This is a genomic window from Lentibacillus persicus (assembly GCF_900112705.1).
Lineage (GTDB): Bacteria > Bacillota > Bacilli > Bacillales > Amphibacillaceae > Lentibacillus > Lentibacillus persicus.
This window is the reverse complement of sequence record NZ_FOMR01000008.1, coordinates 82,068-101,206: the sequence shown is the minus strand read 5'-3', so window position 1 is coordinate 101,206 and position 19,139 is coordinate 82,068. Positions and strand designations below refer to the sequence as shown.

Genomic DNA, 19,139 nt, shown 5'->3' with positions numbered 1-19,139 from the left:
GTGTGCCACACCACGCTCGCGTGCTTAGCCTCTATCAACAACCCCCGAACGCCAAAAAGCTCCCTGCCGCTGCAGGGAGCTTACCTTTCGACCGCACGATTTATGCTTTTTTGCCGCGGCGTGTAATTTTGGCTGTTAAATCGTCAAACAGTGTATAGACGACTGGGATTAAGACCAGTGTAAAGATACTCGAGACTGTCAGACCAAAGATGATGGTGACTGCCAGCGGCTGCTGCATTTCAGCACCTTCACCAAGAGCCAGACCCAATGGCACCATGGCGAGAATCGTTGTCAATGTCGTCATCAATATCGGGCGGAGACGACTGGCGCCTGCCTCGAGAATTGCTTCGTAACGGCCTTTTCCGTATTCTTCACGCCGCAGAATATTAATATAGTCAACCAGCACGATTGAGTTGTTAACGACAATCCCGACCAGCATAATAATACCAATAAACGCCGGGATACTGAGCGGCAAGCCCGTCACCAACAATCCGAGCAAAACACCCACAACTGTAGCAGGCAATGAAAACATAATAATCAGCGGGAACAGGAAGTTTTCAAATTGGACTGCCATCACGGCGTAGACCAAAAAGATTGAAAACACAAGCGCTATTGAGAGATCTCTGAATGAGCTGGCCATATCTTCTGCCTGACCGCCGATTTCATAATTATATTCTTCAGGCATCGCCATATTGTTCAACTTCTCTCTTATGTCACTTGTTATACTGCCTAAATCACGTCCGATGATTTCAGATGTAACATTAAGCTGCGGTTGCTGGTTTTCACGCTGCAAGGTAACAGGTCCTTCGACTTGGTCGAGCGTGGCAAGTGTTGTCAGCGGAACCGCCGCACCGCTCTCCGACTGAATTGTTACATTTTCCAAGTCATTGATCGTGCTGCGCTGTTCTTCGGGATACATTAACGTAATATCCATCTCGTCACCGTCTTCACGGTACTGGGCGGCAGTCTGTCCGGTGAACTGCAGCTGAATCTGACTTGTAATTTGCTGGTCTGTGAGTCCATACATTGCCGCTTTTTCTGAGTCCACCTCAATATGCATTTGCGGTGCACTGTCATCAGCTGACGTGGAAGCGTTATGCACGCCGTCTACCTCGCTGATCGTATCCACAACTTCCTGGGAAAGCTCACGCAGCACTTCATGCTCCGGACCGCTCAGACTAATTTGAACCGGGTCCCCCATACCGGCACCACTGTCTGTAGCTGTAACGGAGATCTCAGCTCCCGGAACCGAGGCCAGCTCATCGCTCATCGACTGCACGACATCATCTGTTGTCTGTGAGCGATCAGATGCCGGAACCAGCTGCATCATATAGGTCGCCTGGTTGCTGGAGCCACCCATACCAGGGGCACCACCGCCACCGCCGCCGACGTTCATGTAATTCGTTTCAATGACGTCTTCATACGACGACATTTTTTCGTTTACATTTTCCGCAACGCTTTGCGTATGTTCGAGTGAGCTTCCCGGCTGTGTTTCCACATTCACCTGCAGTTGTCCCTGATCAGATGACGGCATGAACGATGCGCCAATCATCGGGATAAGTGCAAGACTTCCTGCGATAATTAAAAGCGTGCCGAACACCGTTGACTTCCGGTGACCCAAAGCCCATTTGAGAACAGCCTGATAAACATTGTTGACACGGTCCAAGAGACGATTGAACCAATACCGCTTCCCGCTGTCCCGGGTCGCTTTTGCCAATAATTTGGATGAAAGCATTGGCACTAGGGTCACTGCTGCGACAAGCGATGCGATTAATGCAAATGATACCGTCAACGCAAGTGGCGTGAACATGTCTGATGCGATACCGTCAACGAACACCATCGGCAAGAAGACAACCAATGTCGTTGTCGTCGAAGCAATTACCGCCGGAGCCAACTCGGATGCCCCTTTAATGGCGGATTGCGTCAAGGAATAGCCACGCTGCCGGTATGAATAAATATGTTCAAGTATAACAATTGAACTGTCGACCATCATACCCAAACCTAGCGCAAGACCACCCAATGTCAGGACGTTCAACGTTTCCCCGGTAAAATACATCAATGTAAATGTTGAAATAATTGCGATTGGAATCGACAAGCCAATGACGATTGTCGCCCGCAGACTTTTCAGGAACAACAGCAAAATCAGAAAGGAGATAACGCCGCCGATCAGGATATTCTGAGCAACGGATTTAATCGACATGTTAATATACTCGGAAGTGTCGACAACAACATCCGTGCTCAAGCCTGACGGCAATTCACCTTCGATCTCTTCCATACTGTCATTTATATTGTTCGCCACTTCGACTGTATTGGCATCCGTCTGCTTCATAATCGATAAAACAACCGCCTGGTCACCGTTAACCAGCGTTTCACCTGATGAGTCTGTAAACGTGTCCTTAACGTTTGCCAGCTCATCAATATGTACCGTTTCCCCTGTCTGTGTCTGGACAAGGGTGTTTTCGATCGCTTCAACCGAGTCAAATCCACCGGTCACTCTGAGCTGCAAGTCCTGAGCGCCCTTTTCCACGACACCTGCCGATGAAGACTGACTTGAAGAATTCAACGCCTGCGTAATCGTCTGCGCATTAACGCCGTATTGCTGCAACTTTGCCTGATCAAGAATAAGCTGGATTTCCCGATTTTCAGCACCTTCCACCGTTACCGACGCTACACCGCCTTGACGTTCAAAAAACGGAACGACCTGATTATCGGCAACTTGTGTCAGCTTACTTGCCTCATCACCGGTCAGTCCAACCCACATGATTGGCATCTGGTTTGGATTGAACCGCAACACACTTGGATCCCCGGCATCTTCCGGGAGCATCCCTTTTACCTGGTCAATGCTTTCACGGACGTTAAGCAGTGCCTGGTCAAGATTTGTCCCGGTATCAAACATCATCATGACAAGCGATGACCCTGCCTGTGATTGGGATTGAACCGTTTGAATTCCTTCAACCGAGCTGACGGACGATTCAATCGGCCGGCTGATTAAATTCTCGACTTCCTCCGGTGCGGCGTCTTGATAAGAAGTTGCTACCACCGCAATCGGCAAGTCAATCTCAGGAAATAAGTCGACATTCAGATTACGCAGTGAAATCGTGCCGAGCGCAAGAATGGCCAGCACAATCATTATGACGCCAACAGGCCGTTTCACAGATGTTTTTATGAGTTTCAAGAGTTATCCTCCTCTTCGGCCACGGTGACGTTCATACCGTCTGATAACGTCAATAGACCATTCACGACAACCTGGTCACCTTCCTCGATATCACCTGTAACAGCCGTTTGGGCTGATTGTGACGCCTGAACGTTTATTGATTTCTGAACAGCTTGGTTATCCTCCACCACATAAACAATTGACTCGCCGCTTTCTGTGACGACGGCTTCAGTTGGAACAAGCAGTGTATCTTCCACACGATTCTCCGGTACATTCACTACGGCAACCATCCCGGAAACAATGGCATCATCCGTATTTTCGACTGTTGCTTCCACCGGATAAAGCCCTGTGTCATCAGGCATAGAGCCTACAGACGTGATTTCCGCCTCATATTCCTCATCATCTATAACAGCGGTATGGGTATCGCCCGTTGTAAATAAATTCAGCGCATCCGATGAAACCGTCAGATTAATCGTCATAGACGAAAAATCGGCAATGACCATCATCGGATCAGACTCACTTGCCATGGCGTTTTCCTCCACGTTTAAACTGGCAATCTCACCTGAAGCAGAAGCTGTAACCCGCTGGCTGCCTGCCGCAGTGCGGACAGTTGCTAAATGATCATCTTCTTCAACCGTATCGCCATTTTCGACTTCCAATTCGGTCACTTCCCCGGGTCCTGGTGCCATAACAGGTGTTGAACTGTCAGGTTGTGTGCGGCCATAGACCGATTTTTCGATGACAAGATTGTCTTGTGTCACTTCCCCCGTTTCGACCGCTGTTTCCTGTTCTTCTTGTTCGTCATCATTTTCTTCTTCCTGATTGCATGCAGCGAGCAAACTTATCAATAAAATTGCCGCTGTCATTATCAAAATTTTTCGCATGGCTGTAACTCCTCTTTTTTATGTATTAATTTTCTGCCCGGAAAGCGATGCATTCACAAATACGCTGCAGTCTATTCAAGCAGTTCCATCTGCAGAAGACGTGCGAGTTCCCGGCATTCCTCTTCAAATTCCGGCCTGCGCTGAAAATGGACGAGAAGACCCTGCATGACTGCCTTTTTTGGATCATCCTTTGCTATTTCACCGGACATGACTTCTATTAATGCATGCAGCTCGGCTTCCTTGTCTTCAGGCACACCCAATTCATCAATTTTATCTGTCATGGTATTTAATATGTCCTGTACCGGTGTCCTATTCGTATGGACAGCAGCAGGAATCTGATCCGATGTGACAAGCGGTGTTTCGCTTCGTTTGATGAGTCCGCTGACAACATCATCCAACCTTCGTACGATATAGGCGCCCAATTGGTTCCCATCAATCATAATTTCATCAATTATGATCCATTTAAAATACCCGTTCATCAAACCTTCGAGCTGGATGATGATATCCGGGTAATATGGTTCGGCTTTATTGCCGTATATGCTACTGACATTTTGATAGAGCCACCGAAAATTTTGTGCGTTCATTTTTTGTATGAGTTTATCAGTATCTTCATCAAATGAAATATTTTGGTTTAAATGCATTTTAATAAAATTTTTGTGCTCGTAAATATAAGCGGTCATGGTCTCAATCTGTTTGGCAAAACTTTCCTTCGGTGGCAGGCCTTCTTGCTGAACGGCTTCAACCCGCTTTGAGATTGCTTCATGGTAATAATCAAAAGCAGTTTTTGCAAAATCGTTTTTAGACTGAAAATGTAAATAGAAAGCACCTTTAGAAACGCCTGCACTCAAGGCAATCGCTTCGACAGAGGTGCTGTGATAACCTTTTTCAGCAAATAATTTCATCCCTGCTTCGATTAATTCTATTTTTTTTGCATTCATTTAAACACCTGGTTTCTTCAATGAGTCAGTTGGTTATACACGATACTAACCAGTCAGTCATTTTTACATTTTACAGGTGCCAACCGTGAAAAGCAAGTAAAATTATTTTTATGTAATGTAATAATCTTCAGTTAAGATTGTCCGGGAAAAAAGGGCTGCTGCCGAAGATAAACGAGCGGTTCAGCTTAGCTATAAGTGCGCCTGTCCGTTCTGATTGCTTATTTAAGGAGGTTTCAGATGTGCTGACATACATCCCGCTGCCATCTTGAAATGTCACATAAGTCCGGTTATCATGTTGTTCAAATTCTTTAATATGATAATATGACAGCCATACATTTTCTTTGCTTCTGGAAGCGTTTGTCGGCAGCATATAGACGCCTTTGTCAGGAACCACGGAGAGTGGGACTTTACTGTGTAATTTTAATATTTTTTGGGCTGATTTTCGCCGACCATCTAATGTGGATCCATATAAAAGACATGAGTGATCGATGATTTGTTCGGGGCTGTAAACAGATTCAATCTCTTTTCCTGATTCTAATATCCTCGAACGGAAATACGTCGAATCTTTTTTCATAATAGCTTTCGTTTTTCTGCTGATAATATAAACACCCGTTGAATTTTCTTTCATGTAACTTCCTCCTACATCGCCTTATTTTGTGGTTTTTTGTCAATTTTTAGATTTTTTCTGAGTCTATTTTACTATTTTTTCAAAAAATAATCCATATTTTTTATTATTTTTATTTTAAACTATGCCAATTTTTTGCCGATAAAGAAAGTAGTATGAAGAAGCACTCATTTTTTTGGGGGGGTTAAAATGGATGTTGCAGCGATGTCGGTTGCTATGTCACAGCAGCAAGTGCGTTCCGAGGCGAGTTTGTCAGTTATGAAGAATGTCAAAGAAGTGGCAGAACAACAAGGCTCGCAATTAGTCAAGATGCTGAACCAATCGCAAGGGGGCACACCACCGCATCCATCAATCGGAAACGCAATTGATGTAAAAGCCTGACAGAAGAAGCCCCTGCCTTGAAAATCGGCAGAGGCTTTTTTGTTCAGTTCATTTATGTGTCAATATTTGAAAAATCCCCTGTTAGTGGAGGGGATTTTAAGGTATGAACTTAGCCATTATTATTTTCGTCATCATCCATCATATCATTCTCATCTTCATTGACACCATTATTTTCGTCTTCGTTTGTGTTCGTATCACCTTGTCCTGAATCCGTTCCATCTTCGTTTGTGCCATTGCCGTCATTCTCAAGCTGCGGGTCGTCCTGGTTTTCACCATTCATATCCGGATTATCTTCTTCCTGATTTAGCGGCGCTTCATCTTCACCAGCCGGATCTTCCTGGTCATCCGTACCGCATGCTGCAACCAGTGACAATGCTAAAATGGATGCGCCAATCTTAAAAGGCCATTTACGTTGCATTTTGTTCCCTCCTTTGTTGTTTTTCGCCCTTAGGTTATCCATTTTATGAAATGAGATACTTATTTTTTTAAAAAATTCCTGGAGGGGAAATGCCCGCTGATTGAAGAAAGGGTAACGGACAGCAAAACGCGTGCCTGATTTGTAAAAATCCGGCAGGGTCCTGCTGTCCGTATTTGTTAAGAATGGCAAGGGAGACTATCTGACTGCAAATGTGATTTCGCCTTCACATACTACTTCACCGTCGATTGTTGCGACACCTTTACCTTTGCCGACCGGTCCTTTCACCCGGGTAATTTCAACTTCCAGCCACAGTTGATCTCCCGGCTTCACCTGCCGCTTAAATCGGAATTTATCAACACCGGCGAGGAAGCCAATTTTACCTTTGTTTTCTTCGATGCCAAGCACGCCCATCGCACCGGTCTGTGCCAGGGCTTCAATAATGAGAACACCGGGCATAACGGGGTGGTCCGGAAAATGCCCCTGGAAAAATGGCTCGTTTGCTGAAACGTTTTTTAATGCGACAACCCGTTTGCCTTCTTCCATTTCCAATACTTTATCCACGAGCAGAAACGGGTAGCGGTGCGGGATGGTTTCCTTTATTTGTTCGATATCCAATGTATCTCTCTCCTTTAGCGTATGTAAGCTGGTTTCATTATAACAGATAGGGAGGGTTAGTCAGAATATTTAAAACAACCTTCGCAGTTAGCAGTTATTATAAACTGCGAACTAACTTTAATTTTGAATTGGTGCGTGTTCCGCCGCTTCGGAAATACACTCCGCTTTTCGCGGGCGGCTGGTGAGCCTTCTCGTGCTGGCGCACTAACGAAGTCTCACCTATGCCTTTGCTCCCGGAGAAGTCTCCGTGTATTTCCTTCGCTGAGGTTGTTTATTCAATACTCCCAACGAATATTCAGTGAGCATTTTTAAGCGCAGGCAATATGCGTAGACTCCAATGGGAACAGCACGTGTCCGAAGACACCCGCAAGAAAGGTTCAAAGGCTAAGGCCGCCACGTCCTGTGGCAACGCCTTTGTGACCAACATCGTGTTGGCCCGAGGCCGTGCCCATGGAAAGCGAAGTATATTGCCGGAGCGGTGTCAATGCTTACCGAAATTAAGAAGGAAGAATTTTCACTAGTTCGCAGTTTACATCTATTACGAAGCAGCTAACAATAATCCATACGAAAACAGCTTGGTCATCTAAACAAAAATGCCCGGCATCATTACCGGACAACGGATGTTTATATTGAACTTGTTCGGGCTTTTGATGTGGATGGTTCTTTCCTTTATTAAGATGCTGCGTTTTAAGCTAGAGCCTATCGCTCTTTCACCACAATATCAATAATATGCTGCCATGTTTCCCACTCGAGGGCTTCCATTGGGTTACCGTCGCCGATGACACCATAGCCAACGATTAACCCGGAGGCCAAAGCAATTGCTGAAAGAAGTAAAACAACAATAATCCTGAGCCAAATGGGGAAAATGCGTCTTCGCGGTTTTTTATTTTCCCGTTTTTCTCTTTTTTGTTGTTTCTTTTGCTCCTGACGGGTTGCCTTGTCTGGTGTTTCTTCCTGCTGCGGCCTCGCGTCTTTAGTTTCTGTTTGTTGACTGTTCTCCCGGGATGTTGTTTTTTCCTTTTCATCTGTAGGCATGGCTTGTTTCTCCTTACTTCCATTTGTTGCTGTTGCTCTTGGCTGTTGGTTTCATAAGCATACGATTGAAAAACGATTTAGCGCAACTGATTGACGAGTCCCATCATTTGATCGCCCATCGAAATTGTCCGTGCATTAAATTGATATGAACGCTGAGCATTGAGTAAATCAGTCATTTGGCTGCCGATATCTACATTGGATTGCTCCAGCGCACCGCTTCTCAAAATTTCTGAGTTCTGGCCGGCCGGCTGCATAATTTCCGCGAAATCAAACGCTAATTCGTCTAAGTCAGGCAAACGGAACGTATTATCGCCGCTTGCTTCAAGCAATTGCGGGCGGACAGCTTCGGTAACTGCCAAATTCCCGGCATTTTCATTTACATTACCACGCTGGACGGAAATTTGTCCATCAGGGTCAATCGTGATGGCATCAAAACCTTCTTCAATAATAATCGGGCCATTTTCACCCAAGACCGGGTGACCATCTTTCGTTGCAAGCATGACGTCTTCCCCACCGTTCAGCGGTGATAAATAAAATGAGCCATCACGTGTGTAGCGCGTTTCGGTAACGTCATTTTCGGTCACCTGGATTTGAAAAAGATGATTTTTTTCCAGCAGAGCAGCATCCAATGCGCGTTCAGTTTCCTGGAGTGACCCTGGCGTAAGGTCAATGTTGACTGAGCCAAGTTTTGCACCTGAACCGACCCTTACACCGTCTGGGGTTAAGCGGCCATCGGCATTTGCAGGGTCTGTCATATTATCAATTTGCTGAAATAATAATGATGCAAAATCAGCCTGCCGTGTTTTATAGCCTGTTGTCTGGCTGTTCGCCATGTTGTTGCTGATCAGATCCATTTTGCTTTGCAGCTGATTCATGGTAACGGCTGCCTGTATCATAGAACGTGACATACGACCCCTCCTAGCCTAAGCGGGCAATTTCACTGACTGCTTTGCCCATGCTTTCATCGTAAGCTTTCAGTACACGCTGATTCGTTTCAAACATACGGTACGATTCCATCATCTGAGTCATTGACTGTGCCGAATCCACATTGGACCCTTCCAGCGCACCCTGCTGGACTGAAAACGTTGCTTCAGCCGGCACTGCTCCGGCTTCTCCTGTGAACAACCCGTCCCCTTCTTTAGCCAGTTGGTTGCTGTTTGCAGCGTAAGCAACGCCCAGCGGGATATTTTCATCAGCTGTCTGCAGCACGCCATCTTCGGTCACGTTAAATTCCATACCACCTGTTTGCACCGGCGCGCCTGTGTCATCCAGAACATAATAACCTTCCGTATTCACAAGAAACCCAGCGCCATCGACAGTGAAATTACCGTTTCGGGTGTAACGTTCCTCCCCGTCTTCATTTTGGACAGTGAAGAAGAGATTTCCCGCTGCATCCGGAAGATTGCCGTTTATCAGCGCCAAATCAGTCGAAACACCTGTCTCACGCACATCTCCCTGGCTGTAATCGGGAAGATTTTCGTGCACATACACCCCTGTGTTCATCGGCCCGACCGGTTGGTTGTCGGGCAAATTCACGCCGCGGGATGTCGGCACATGCTGATTGCCCATCTGATACATCAGCATTTCAGGAAAAGCGCGCAAAGCAGGCTGATCTGCCTTATACCCCGGCGTCTGGGCGTTTGATATATTATTCGACAGCGCCTCCTGTTGCCGCTGCTGGGCGATCATTCCGCTGGCAGCTGTGTAAAACCCTCTCAACATTTATGTCAGCCTCCTCACATCAGGCAAATGGTCCATGTAGACTGCAAGGCCCGTGCCAAATTTGAATCAGACGATTTTTTTCCGTTCTACTTTATCGATGTTTTCCAGCATAATGCCGGTACCTTTAGCGACACTGTCCATCGGATCCTCTGCGATCAGGACAGGCACTTTTAATTCATCTGCGAGCAGTTCATCAATACCATGAATCAACGCACCACCTCCGGTCAGGATCACACCACGGTCAATGATATCAGCTGATAACTCAGGCGGCGTCTTCTCAAGCACTTGCTTAGCAGCCTGCACAATTACTGCAACCGGCTCCCGAAGTGCTTTTTCGATCTCCTCGGACCCAACGGTAATCGTGCGAGGTAAGCCGCTGACCATGTCACGGCCGCGAATATCCAGCTCTTCATGCCGCGAACCTTCCCGGACGGTCGCAACACTGATTTTAATTTCTTCAGCCGTCCGTTCACCAATCAGCATTTTGTACTCTTTTTTAATGTACTGAAGAATCTCAACGTCAAACTTGTCACCGGCCATTTTAACGGTCTCAGCCGTTACAATATTCCCCATCGACAAAACAGCAACATCCGTTGTCCCACCGCCGATATCGACGATCATATTCCCGCTCGGCTGGTAAATCTCCATACCGGCGCCAATCGCTGCCACTTTCGGCTCCTCTTCCAGGTAAACTTTTTTACCGCCGGACTTTTCCGCTGCCTCTTTAATGGCTTTTTGCTCAACTTTTGTAATATTGGTCGGGCAGCAAATCAGCATTTTCGGTTTTGTTAAGAAACCTTTCACATTAATTTTATCGATAAAATGCCGCAGCATCGCTTCAGTCACATCAAAGTCAGCAATCACACCATCTTTCAAAGGGCGGATCGCTTCAATATTGCCTGGAGTCCGTCCTACCATGCGGCGCGCTTCCTCGCCAACCTCAAGCACACGGCCGGTATTACGGTCCATCGCCACAACGGACGGTTCATTTAAAACAATTCCTTTTCCTTTCACGTGAATCAACACATTGGCTGTCCCAAGGTCAATCCCGATGTCCCTTGAAAACATTCATCTGATCCTCCCTGTCCTCAATCCGTATGTAAACATACTGCTACTAATATTATATTTTACCACAAAATTCAACATATAACTGCCAATTTCAAAAAAAGAACAGGAAAAATTCACGGCCTGAAGGGTGACTGAAGTAAACGCCTCCGTGGCTCCGGGGCCGGCACATGTTTCGCTGGGCCGGAACATATCTGCTCGCTCCGGAACATATTTGGCCGCTCCGGAACATATCTGCTCGCTCCGGCCCATATTGCGCCGTTCCGGAACATATTCGCCCGTTCCCGCCCATATTGCGCCGTTCCGGAACATATTTCGTCACTCCGGAACATTTTTGCTCATCCCGGAACATGCCCCTCCCGCTCAGGCACATTTTTTAGGACTCTATCAAATAATTTTATAAAACAGTTAACATTTTTTGCAGGAATTTCCCGGGAAATGTCGAATTATTATTTTAATGAACAACATTAAAAGGAGTGTTTACTTTTGTTTTCGACCACAATCAAGTACCGCGAAAAATCGCATGAGCTTTTGGCGTACGAAGCTCTGTTCAGGCGCATTTTAGAAAAGTACCGTTTACATGAAGCCATTGTATCAGAATACAAGAGGGTAAAGGCTGGCTATGATGGCGAGAAGAATGTTGACTACAAACTTTCCACCTATCCGGATAAAGATTTCTTCATTATTCAGGGCATTCGATTGAAAAATCCCCCCTTTCCTTTTCAGATCGATACCCTTATCCTCACTACAAAAGCCCTTTACATTCTCGAGATTAAAAACCAAAAAGGAACATTTGCATACGATTCAGAACAACAACAAATGACCCAAACAGTTGATGGTGAAGTGAGATCCTTCAAAGATCCGATTCTGCAGGCTGAAGCCCAAAAAGACCATTTGCGGGGCTGGCTGGCACGGCATGGGATTTTTAATATGCCGATCGAAACCCTTGTGGTTATCGCTTACCCCACGACAATAATTAAAAATGTGCGGGACGAACCCGACGTATATCAGAAAATTATCCACAATGAAAGCTTGCATGAGAACCTCGACAGACGCCACCGCTGTTATACACGGGATATCCTTTCCTTCACCCAATTGAAAAAAATATGTCAGACACTGCTCGATGAGGACATACCACTCCGAACAGATATATTAGCGCAACATGGTATAAGCGCACAGCATTTGATTAGAGGCATACCTTGCAGAAACTGTGGCCACTATCCGATGACACGCGTGTATAAAAATTGGAAGTGCGCAAAATGCTCTGCTGTCAGTAAAAATGCCCACGAACGTGTGATTCTTGATTATTTCCTCCTGCATAACCCAACGATCACAAATAAACAGTGCCGTGAGTTATTGCAGATCAATTCAAGAAAAACTGCCTATACCCTTCTGCGGTCTATGGCACTTAATACTTCTGGTAATAATAAAGGTACAATTTATTATTCACCTTCAGTAAAAAATTTCCCGCAAAACTCAGCTATACCAATTACATTCAACAATGCCTTTGCGAAACAAAAGTTAATTTAACCATCCCGATGTTCTTACATTATCACGGCGTGTGTTTAGCAGTTATGCAACAATCCCCGGTTTGCCGTTTGCTGCCGGGAATCATGGGGGCCAACCCGCTTGTGCGTGCGCCACAGGGTTTATTTGCGCTATTGGAAGTGATATTTTATCGCTCCGGAACATATTCCTACCATCCCGGAACATTTTTGCTCGTTCCGGAACATATCTGCTCGCTCCGGAACATATTCGCGCGCTCCGGAACATATTCGCGCGCTCCCGCCCATATTTCACCGCTCCGGAACATATCTGCTCATTCAGGAACATATCCCGCCGCTCCGGAGCATTTTCGCCCGTTCCCGCCCATATCTCGCCGTTCAAATCCAACTTGCAGACACGCAGAAAACCCGGCACATGCGGCCGGGTTTTCGATGTATACCTCCCTTTAAAATGAGGTTGGTTTGAGCTGTGTTCCACTTTTATCCGATGATACTACACACTGTAATGGACTCGATTCTTGTACAGACACCTCCCGTGATAAGCGTCGATCAATACGAGTGCACCACCTCCTTTAATGTTCGTCAGTCATGGAATTGGCTTTTTCTATCCTACTGGCTTAAAGGTGGGATCTTCTGTTTTTTTATCTTCTCTGTATTTATTTCGTGTTGCTTCGCCTCCGCGGAGATGGCGGATTGATTTGTGATAATTAAGTACGTCTTTAACCTGGTTATAGAGTTCGGGGTTTATTTCAGGCAATCGTTCTGTCAGGTCTTTGTGTACAGTACTTTTCGAAACACCGAATTCTTTCGCGATCAATCTGACAGTTTGCCTCGTCTCCACGACATATTTTCCTATCTTGATTGTCCTTTCCTTGATGTAATCGTGCACACCATTCGCCTCCCTAAGTTGGATATTTCCGAGGTGTGGTTTGAGACAAGGTGAGACAATTGTTGCTGTTCACTTATCTTCTGACATGCATCTCTGTGCAGCTCTGGGTGTATTTATATCAATGACTAAATAAAGCGAGACGCCTTTCACAATTAAAATTGTATGTATGGAACAAGGACTTGGATGACTGGAGGAAAAGCTACACAAGCTCTCACCTCAGACTTTTCTGAATGTTGGGTTTATAACAGTTTATTACTGTCGCTGGTGGATTATGAATAAAACCTGCTTCTTTGAAGAAAAGGACGAGAAGTATTTTCGAGAAGGGAGGCAGGAAGGAAAATAGGGCCCGGCTAATATTTCTCTTAAACGTTCACGCTCAATGCGCTCAAGCTTTAAAGTATCAATCCTCATCTTCTGCTTGTGTTTCAGCCTGAATAAGCGGTGCCTGAACGTCTTTTGCATTCACTGAATCAAATATCAGGATACCTGCGAACAGTGTTCCAGTAATACCCGTCAGAATTATAAGTTTTCTCATATAAATGACCCCTCTCCGCAATATAATTGTCAGCCGGCCCTATTACAACCTATCTGGGAGACAACAGCGTAATGCAGTTTTTTTATGCCACACTGATGGGTAGTATCTTTAATAGGCAAAAGATTCTGTAAATATAATTTCTTGACTACATCGTATCACATACATGAACAAATGCATAACCTTTTCAGACACATTTTCCAATTTAATAGCCACATTTTTAACACAAAAAAATAACCCTAGCTGCATCACTAGGGTTTTTGCGCTTAATTCTGCGCATTTATAATATAGAAAGGGGGAATCGTTTACTGCTCTTCATTCGATTGATCATTTGATGATTCGTCAGCTTCCGTTGTGCTGTCTTCCTCATCATCTGTTTCTGAGTCTTCAGAAGTCCCGTCTTCTTCCTGGTTGGATTCTGAATCCTCAGCAGCATCGTCTTCTTCTGTGGCTTCCTCGTCACTGCCTTCTTCAGATGCTTCAGATTCTGTGTTTTCGTGTTCACTTCCGTCAGATGCCTCATTCACACTTTCGGTTTCATCACTTTCAGTCCCAGCGGAATCCAGTTCACTTAATGGCTGGTTGAAAAAGTTTTCCGGATTCACATCTTCACCATCTTTCCTGATTTCAAAATGCAGATGGGTTCCGTTATCTTTTCCAAAAAGATTTTTCCCTGCGGCGCCAATGACATCACCCTGTGCTACCTCATCATCAGCAGAAACTCCCACATCTCCTAAACTGGCATAATGGGTTGTCACATCGTTCTCATGTGTCAGTGTCACGACATTGCCCAGCAGCGGATCTTCCTTCACTTCCGTAACTGTTCCACTCAATGATGCCAACACATCAAATGTTTCGCCATCAGCAGAAGCAATGTCGATGCCAGTACTTTGGTAGTAACGGTCGTTAAAGACGACAATGGCATTCTCCTGATCTTCCTGGTCTGCGTCGTAATCATAGTATTTAGTTACGATTTCTGCTTGATCCATGTTTTCGACAGGCCTTTGAACGACTTCCTGCTGTTCCATGACTGGCTGAGCATCTTCTTCATGTTCGATTGGGGCATAGTCTTCTGTGTATTCCTCTTCCTGGCTTTCATCAATCTGGCTGCCGAGGTTCTGGTACCATACCACCAATGACAAGAGAAGCGCAGCAATCGTCAAGTAAACTGCTGGAAAAAACCACTTCTTGCGGAATATGCGGCTCCACTTATTTTTTGGAGTGCCGTTGTTTTCCTCATTCATATCTCATCACCTCACCAACCATTCTGAGCAGAAAAAACAAAAACTATACATTTTATTATAAAATTTTCCAGGTTTTATGCATTTTTTCTGAATTTCCGGGAAAGTTAAGTGTTTGATCACGCTTTCCGGCGTATTTGGACCTTTTGCAGCAACAAAAAATGCCCGGGATTTCGTATCCACCCCGGGTCTGTTTCACTTATATAGTTAGATGCCAGCATACCGTGTTATTTGGCTACTAATGTTGGCGCGGTCTTAGTAACCGTGCTGATTTCAACATCCTGGTAGTAATGCTTTACAATTTCCTTATATGTTTTGCCTTCTTCGGCCATGCCATTCGCGCCGAATTGGCTCATGCCAATCCCATGGCCGTAGCCTTTGGTCGTGAAAATGAGATGATCACGCTTCTTTTCAATGGAAAAGTCACTCGATTTCAATCCCAGCGTCTCACGAATCTTCCTCCCTGAGAATGCTTTGTCGCCTATCTTCAATTCACCAACCCGATTCCCCTCGGTCCTGCTCACATCCATCGAAATAGCTTCACTGGCAGGTAAATCTGTTTCGAGCAGTTCCTCAACTTCACTTATCGTGAAAATCTTCTGATCCATGAACTTGGGTGTATTTGTATCCCACGGGCTTTCGACACTCCGCAGATAAGGGACCTTATTTTCCCAGTAATCCTCTGAGTTTTCGGTATAGCCATTGCTGGTGGAAAAATAGGCCGCTGTAATCGGATTATTCTTGTACGTTAAAATCTCGCCTTCTGTTGCTGCAACGGCTTTACGAATTTTAGCCATGTCTTCATCATATGTGCTCCCCATCGTTTTCTTTAATTCTTGCTCATTATGATAGACTTGATCACTTGTTGTATCTGTCACATCTGCCTCATCGTTATCACTTTGATGGAGCAGACGATTCACGATAAATGTTCTCGCTGCCAGTGCCTGGGCTTTTAATGCCTCCATTTCAAATTCGGAAGGCGTTTCAGAGGCAACCACCCGTGCGACATACGTTTCCAATGGAACACTTTCAACTTGCTCCGAGCTTGCACGCATGACTTCAACGGAAAATGGCGAGCTTCCCATGGAAATTTCTATATCCTCGGTACTATTTTCAGCGGTTGTTTCCTGTTCCTCAGAATCGGACATAAATGGTACGACAATTAATGTTGGTATGATTAAAATAACGGTCATAAGAATTGCCGGCAACAGAAAGGCTGGCGATTTCCAAACTGATTTGCTGCCGTTAATGTTAAACGGCTTCCTGTTTTTTTGCAGCAGCTGAATTGATTGGTTTTTGCGTTTTTTGTTCTTTTTTCGAAGCTGGGAAATAATATTACTTTTTTTCATGAACTGCCTCCTTGCTTTTAAATAGTTGGTGTCCTGTGATTCTGGTTAAATAGTACAGCCTCTAGTATCCCTATTATTAAATTTATACAGTTCATGAAAACAATAGAACACGGATTTTTCACTTTTAAGAAATGAATTGTAAAAGTTTTAGACAACAAAAAACAGACAGGAGCGTTGTGCACTTCTGTCTGCTTATTTAAACATGTTATTACGATTGTGACAATTCAGCTATGGCGCTGTCGTTCATATTAACAACGTCGGCAAATGGGTTAACTTGATCGCCGTCTTCGTTCACGCGCTCAATATCGGCGCCCAGACCCGCCAATTTCTCTGCAAAGTTGACGTAGCCGCGGTCAAGGTGTTTTAATTCAGTTACGCGGGTATAACCGTCAGCTGTCAATCCCGCCAAAATCAGTGCAGCGGCAGCGCGCAGGTCAGTTGCAGCTACTTCTGCACCCTGAAGGTCGGCAGGACCCTCTATAATGACACTGCGTCCTTCGATTTTCATTTTCGCATTCATACGCCGGAATTCTTCTACATGCATAAACCGATTTTCAAACACTGTTTCAGTAATGACGCTGGTGCCATAAGCATTCAGCATGAGCGCCATCATTTGCGACTGCATATCAGTCGGAAAGCCGGGATGCGGCAATGTCTTAATATCCGTTGCGAGCAGTTTATCCGGACCAATGACACGGAGGCCATCGCCTTCTTCCAGGATCGTCACGCCCATTTCCTCAAGTTTAGAAATCACTGAGCGCAGATGTTCACTTTCTGCATTTTCAACGAGAATATTGCCACCGGTTATAGCACCTGCAATTATAAAGGTGCCCGCTTCAACACGGTCAGGAATAATGCTGTGTTCAGTGCCGTACATTTTTTCCACGCCTTCAATCCGAATCGTTTCGGTTCCGGCTCCAACAACTTTTGCTCCCATTTTGTTCAGGAAGTTTGCCAAGTCAACGATTTCGGGCTCTTTAGCAGCATTCTCAATAATCGTTTTGCCTTCAGCTAATGACGCAGCCATCATAATATTTTCTGTTGCCCCAACACTAGGCATATCCAAATAAACTTTCGCACCATGCAAGCGACCGGGAGCATTCACCTCAACATATCCGTTGCCCACGTGTACATGCGCTCCCATAGCTTCAAAGCCTTTCAGGTGCAAATCGATTGGTCTGGATCCGATGGCACAGCCACCGGGCATAGCAACTTTGGCGTGTCCGTAACGTGCCAATAACGGGCCAAGCACCAACACTGACGCACGCATTTTTCGAACATATTCAAATGGAGCCTCTGTCGTTAATTGATTTGTTGCATCAACGCTGACTGTATTATCAGCAAAATGGACATCTGCATTCATATTTCGCAATACTTCATTGATTGTATACACATCAGCCAGCACGGGAACATCGGTAATAACGCTTTTCTTTTCGCTTGCCAGCATACTTGCAGTTATGACCGGCAGCACAGCATTTTTTGCGCCTTCTGCTCGTACGGAGCCTTCAAGCCGATTCCCGCCTTTCACGATGATTTTATCCATATTCTATTCCCCTTATAATCCAATTTCACTATATTAGTATTCATTAATAAGGATAGGTGTGCCTATCGTCAAACGCGCGCTTCCGTGTGCATGGTCCTGGACCACTATTTGCAAGTTCATAGGTTCTTCTGTCGAAATTGCTTGGTTCCATAGTGGTGTATACCCGTACACAATTTTTTTAACCGTAGAATTTTCATTGTTATCTGTCTGCGTTTTCGTTATCGACAGATTTAATCGTTGTTGCAGTTTGTCAAAAAAATAAGCACCTTCTATTTTAGCATCAATGTCTGTCATTAAACAAGCAAACTTTGTCGACTTTTTTGTGAAATATGTCGTTTGTATTGTATTAATTCGGTCAAGATAGGCAGCAGCCTTTCCTTTATTCCAATCTTCCCCCTCCAAAACTGCGATAAACTCCGATTTATGTCGAGGGTTCTTTGAAATGACAACATTAAAGCTTTCGGATAGGCTGGTGTCTTTTTGTACGCGCTCAAAGAAATATTTTACTGTGTTTTCGTCCTCAGCACTAGAGACCTTATAACTATTTTTTGCTTGCAGTTTTTCCAGAATACCGTCGATTTTATTTTTATTCATCGTTTCTTTTATTGTCACCTGCCACCCGTCAACGGCCAGGCTACTGTCATTAACAATCGACGCAAGGTCAGTCAATTCATCTGATTGTTGTGCATCCGCTGCAGTATGTATGGTCATTAATAAAAAAACACTTAATATAAAGCCTATTATTCTCATAAAAAAATCCCCCTTGACAACTATATTCATAGTATTAACAAAAGGGGGCTGTTCCATACGACAGCTTTCATTTTTCGTTTTTATATTCGAATTCGGCGCGAGTGTAAGCGCAATCCGGCACATGTTTGTGCGGTCCGAAACATAATCGCGATTTCCGGAACATATTCACGCACGCCCGCCCATGTTCGTTCATTCTTGCCAGCCTTGGTTTAAAAAAGATATATGAGATCCTGTGACCACTGAATAAAATCAAGGAAAAAGCGGCTGACGCCTGTGCCGATTAAGATGGTGATAAATATTATCAGAATCCGCGCTTCCGTTTCCCGTCCCTTTCTGATAAGAGGATCAATGTTGATCGTTGTAATGACCCGCCACGTAATATAGATAAATATTAAATGCGATATCATACTGATAATGGCGGTTAAGCCGATGGATGACAACATACTTCCACACCTTTATTTAAAATCAAAATTCAATTGTTACTTTGCCATGC

Annotated in this window: 20 protein-coding genes; 2 read left to right on the top strand and 18 right to left on the bottom strand. The window is 44.9% G+C overall.

Annotated elements, in window-relative coordinates:
* Positions 1-100: 100 nt before the first annotated feature.
* The 4 genes from BMZ22_RS11685 to BMZ22_RS11670 all read right to left on the bottom strand — a co-directional run bounded on the left by BMZ22_RS11685 (position 101) and on the right by BMZ22_RS11670 (position 5,604).
* Positions 101-3,175: an efflux RND transporter permease subunit gene (locus tag BMZ22_RS11685; RefSeq protein ID WP_090085745.1), complete on the bottom strand. Its 3,075-nt coding sequence runs from the start codon at positions 3,173-3,175 to the stop codon at positions 101-103.
* Complete coding sequence (locus BMZ22_RS11680) at positions 3,172-4,038, bottom strand: efflux RND transporter periplasmic adaptor subunit (protein WP_090085743.1); 867 nt, start codon at positions 4,036-4,038, stop codon at positions 3,172-3,174. Before BMZ22_RS11680 ends, BMZ22_RS11685 begins: the two co-directional genes overlap by 4 nt.
* A 71-nt stretch (positions 4,039-4,109) precedes the next feature.
* Positions 4,110-4,976 carry a TetR/AcrR family transcriptional regulator gene (locus BMZ22_RS11675; RefSeq protein WP_090085741.1) on the bottom strand — a complete coding sequence of 289 codons (867 nt, stop codon included), beginning with the start codon at positions 4,974-4,976 and terminating at the stop codon, positions 4,110-4,112.
* A gap of 127 nt (positions 4,977-5,103) precedes the next feature.
* Positions 5,104-5,604 carry a competence protein ComK gene (locus tag BMZ22_RS11670; RefSeq protein ID WP_090085739.1) on the bottom strand — a complete coding sequence of 167 codons (501 nt, stop codon included), beginning with the start codon at positions 5,602-5,604 and terminating at the stop codon, positions 5,104-5,106.
* A gap of 186 nt (positions 5,605-5,790) precedes the next feature.
* Here BMZ22_RS11670 and BMZ22_RS11665 point away from each other — a divergent pair, with 186 nt between their 5' ends.
* Complete coding sequence (locus BMZ22_RS11665) at positions 5,791-5,982, top strand: YjfB family protein (RefSeq protein ID WP_090085737.1); 192 nt, start codon at positions 5,791-5,793, stop codon at positions 5,980-5,982.
* 109 nt (positions 5,983-6,091) lie between these two features.
* Here the strand turns inward: BMZ22_RS11665 and BMZ22_RS11660 are convergent, their stop codons facing one another.
* From BMZ22_RS11660 to BMZ22_RS17130, 7 genes are all read right to left on the bottom strand, one after another.
* Entirely contained in the window at positions 6,092-6,400 is a 309-nt protein-coding gene (locus tag BMZ22_RS11660) for a hypothetical protein (protein ID WP_090085735.1), read from the bottom strand.
* A gap of 195 nt (positions 6,401-6,595) precedes the next feature.
* A complete protein-coding gene (gene fabZ / locus BMZ22_RS11655) occupies positions 6,596-7,015 on the bottom strand; it encodes a 3-hydroxyacyl-ACP dehydratase FabZ (protein WP_090085732.1) in 420 nt (139 codons plus the stop codon).
* A 699-nt stretch (positions 7,016-7,714) separates the two neighbouring features.
* On the bottom strand, positions 7,715-8,050 hold the full coding sequence (locus BMZ22_RS11650) for a DNA-directed RNA polymerase subunit beta (protein WP_090085730.1): 336 nt from the start codon (positions 8,048-8,050) through the stop codon (positions 7,715-7,717).
* A 77-nt stretch (positions 8,051-8,127) separates the two neighbouring features.
* Positions 8,128-8,958 carry a flagellar hook-basal body protein gene (locus BMZ22_RS11645; RefSeq protein ID WP_090085729.1) on the bottom strand — a complete coding sequence of 277 codons (831 nt, stop codon included), beginning with the start codon at positions 8,956-8,958 and terminating at the stop codon, positions 8,128-8,130.
* A gap of 10 nt (positions 8,959-8,968) precedes the next feature.
* Complete coding sequence (locus BMZ22_RS11640; RefSeq protein ID WP_090085726.1) at positions 8,969-9,772, bottom strand: flagellar hook-basal body protein; 804 nt, start codon at positions 9,770-9,772, stop codon at positions 8,969-8,971.
* Between the two features lie 66 nt (positions 9,773-9,838).
* Positions 9,839-10,840, bottom strand: coding sequence for a rod shape-determining protein (gene mreB / locus BMZ22_RS11635; protein ID WP_090085724.1), 1,002 nt, complete (start codon positions 10,838-10,840; stop codon positions 9,839-9,841).
* 91 nt (positions 10,841-10,931) lie between these two features.
* A complete protein-coding gene (locus BMZ22_RS17130; RefSeq protein ID WP_218144052.1) occupies positions 10,932-11,159 on the bottom strand; it encodes a hypothetical protein in 228 nt (75 codons plus the stop codon).
* A gap of 164 nt (positions 11,160-11,323) precedes the next feature.
* Here BMZ22_RS17130 and BMZ22_RS11625 point away from each other — a divergent pair, with 164 nt between their 5' ends.
* A complete protein-coding gene (locus BMZ22_RS11625) occupies positions 11,324-12,367 on the top strand; it encodes a nuclease-related domain-containing protein (protein ID WP_090085720.1) in 1,044 nt (347 codons plus the stop codon).
* A gap of 579 nt (positions 12,368-12,946) precedes the next feature.
* On the opposite strand, the gene spoIIID is transcribed toward BMZ22_RS11625, so the two are convergent.
* The 7 genes from spoIIID to BMZ22_RS11590 form a co-directional block, all read right to left on the bottom strand.
* On the bottom strand, positions 12,947-13,231 hold the full coding sequence (spoIIID, locus tag BMZ22_RS11615) for a sporulation transcriptional regulator SpoIIID (RefSeq protein ID WP_090085716.1): 285 nt from the start codon (positions 13,229-13,231) through the stop codon (positions 12,947-12,949).
* Between the two features lie 400 nt (positions 13,232-13,631).
* The gene (locus tag BMZ22_RS17395; protein ID WP_281242087.1) at positions 13,632-13,766 is read right to left on the bottom strand and encodes a hypothetical protein; all 135 of its coding nucleotides are present in this window, start codon (positions 13,764-13,766) and stop codon (positions 13,632-13,634) included.
* Between the two features lie 302 nt (positions 13,767-14,068).
* Complete coding sequence (gene spoIIQ / locus BMZ22_RS11610; protein WP_090085714.1) at positions 14,069-15,007, bottom strand: stage II sporulation protein SpoIIQ; 939 nt, start codon at positions 15,005-15,007, stop codon at positions 14,069-14,071.
* A 224-nt stretch (positions 15,008-15,231) separates the two neighbouring features.
* Entirely contained in the window at positions 15,232-16,353 is a 1,122-nt protein-coding gene (gene spoIID, locus BMZ22_RS11605) for a stage II sporulation protein D (protein ID WP_090085711.1), read from the bottom strand.
* A gap of 208 nt (positions 16,354-16,561) precedes the next feature.
* Complete coding sequence (murA, locus tag BMZ22_RS11600) at positions 16,562-17,896, bottom strand: UDP-N-acetylglucosamine 1-carboxyvinyltransferase (RefSeq protein ID WP_090085709.1); 1,335 nt, start codon at positions 17,894-17,896, stop codon at positions 16,562-16,564.
* A 33-nt stretch (positions 17,897-17,929) separates the two neighbouring features.
* Positions 17,930-18,646 (bottom strand): YwmB family TATA-box binding protein, encoded by a 717-nt coding sequence (locus tag BMZ22_RS11595; protein ID WP_177183433.1) that lies wholly within the window; start codon positions 18,644-18,646, stop codon positions 17,930-17,932.
* Positions 18,647-18,855: 209 nt separating this feature from the next.
* Positions 18,856-19,089, bottom strand: a complete 234-nt coding sequence (locus BMZ22_RS11590; protein ID WP_090085705.1) for a DUF1146 family protein — start codon at positions 19,087-19,089, stop codon at positions 18,856-18,858.
* Between the last annotated feature and the right edge of the window lie 50 nt (positions 19,090-19,139).

Bases quoted from the DNA above. Each gene is read 5' to 3' on its own strand.
- BMZ22_RS11680 (WP_090085743.1), bottom strand. From the start codon at position 4,038: ATGCGAAAAATTTTGATAATGACAGCGGCAATTTTATTGATAAGTTTG.
- BMZ22_RS11675 (WP_090085741.1), bottom strand. From the start codon at position 4,976: ATGAATGCAAAAAAAATAGAATTAATCGAAGCAGGGATGAAATTATTT.
- BMZ22_RS11670 (WP_090085739.1), bottom strand. From the start codon at position 5,604: ATGAAAGAAAATTCAACGGGTGTTTATATTATCAGCAGAAAAACGAAA.
- BMZ22_RS11665 (WP_090085737.1), top strand. From the start codon at position 5,791: ATGGATGTTGCAGCGATGTCGGTTGCTATGTCACAGCAGCAAGTGCGT.
- BMZ22_RS11660 (WP_090085735.1), bottom strand. From the start codon at position 6,400: ATGCAACGTAAATGGCCTTTTAAGATTGGCGCATCCATTTTAGCATTG.
- BMZ22_RS11650 (WP_090085730.1), bottom strand. From the start codon at position 8,050: ATGCCTACAGATGAAAAGGAAAAAACAACATCCCGGGAGAACAGTCAA.
- BMZ22_RS11645 (WP_090085729.1), bottom strand. From the start codon at position 8,958: ATGTCACGTTCTATGATACAGGCAGCCGTTACCATGAATCAGCTGCAA.
- BMZ22_RS11640 (WP_090085726.1), bottom strand. From the start codon at position 9,772: ATGTTGAGAGGGTTTTACACAGCTGCCAGCGGAATGATCGCCCAGCAG.
- mreB (WP_090085724.1), bottom strand. From the start codon at position 10,840: ATGTTTTCAAGGGACATCGGGATTGACCTTGGGACAGCCAATGTGTTG.
- BMZ22_RS17395 (WP_281242087.1), bottom strand. From the start codon at position 13,766: ATGAGAAAACTTATAATTCTGACGGGTATTACTGGAACACTGTTCGCA.
- spoIIQ (WP_090085714.1), bottom strand. From the start codon at position 15,007: ATGAATGAGGAAAACAACGGCACTCCAAAAAATAAGTGGAGCCGCATA.
- spoIID (WP_090085711.1), bottom strand. From the start codon at position 16,353: ATGAAAAAAAGTAATATTATTTCCCAGCTTCGAAAAAAGAACAAAAAA.
- murA (WP_090085709.1), bottom strand. From the start codon at position 17,896: ATGGATAAAATCATCGTGAAAGGCGGGAATCGGCTTGAAGGCTCCGTA.
- BMZ22_RS11595 (WP_177183433.1), bottom strand. From the start codon at position 18,646: ATGAGAATAATAGGCTTTATATTAAGTGTTTTTTTATTAATGACCATA.
- BMZ22_RS11590 (WP_090085705.1), bottom strand. From the start codon at position 19,089: ATGTTGTCATCCATCGGCTTAACCGCCATTATCAGTATGATATCGCAT.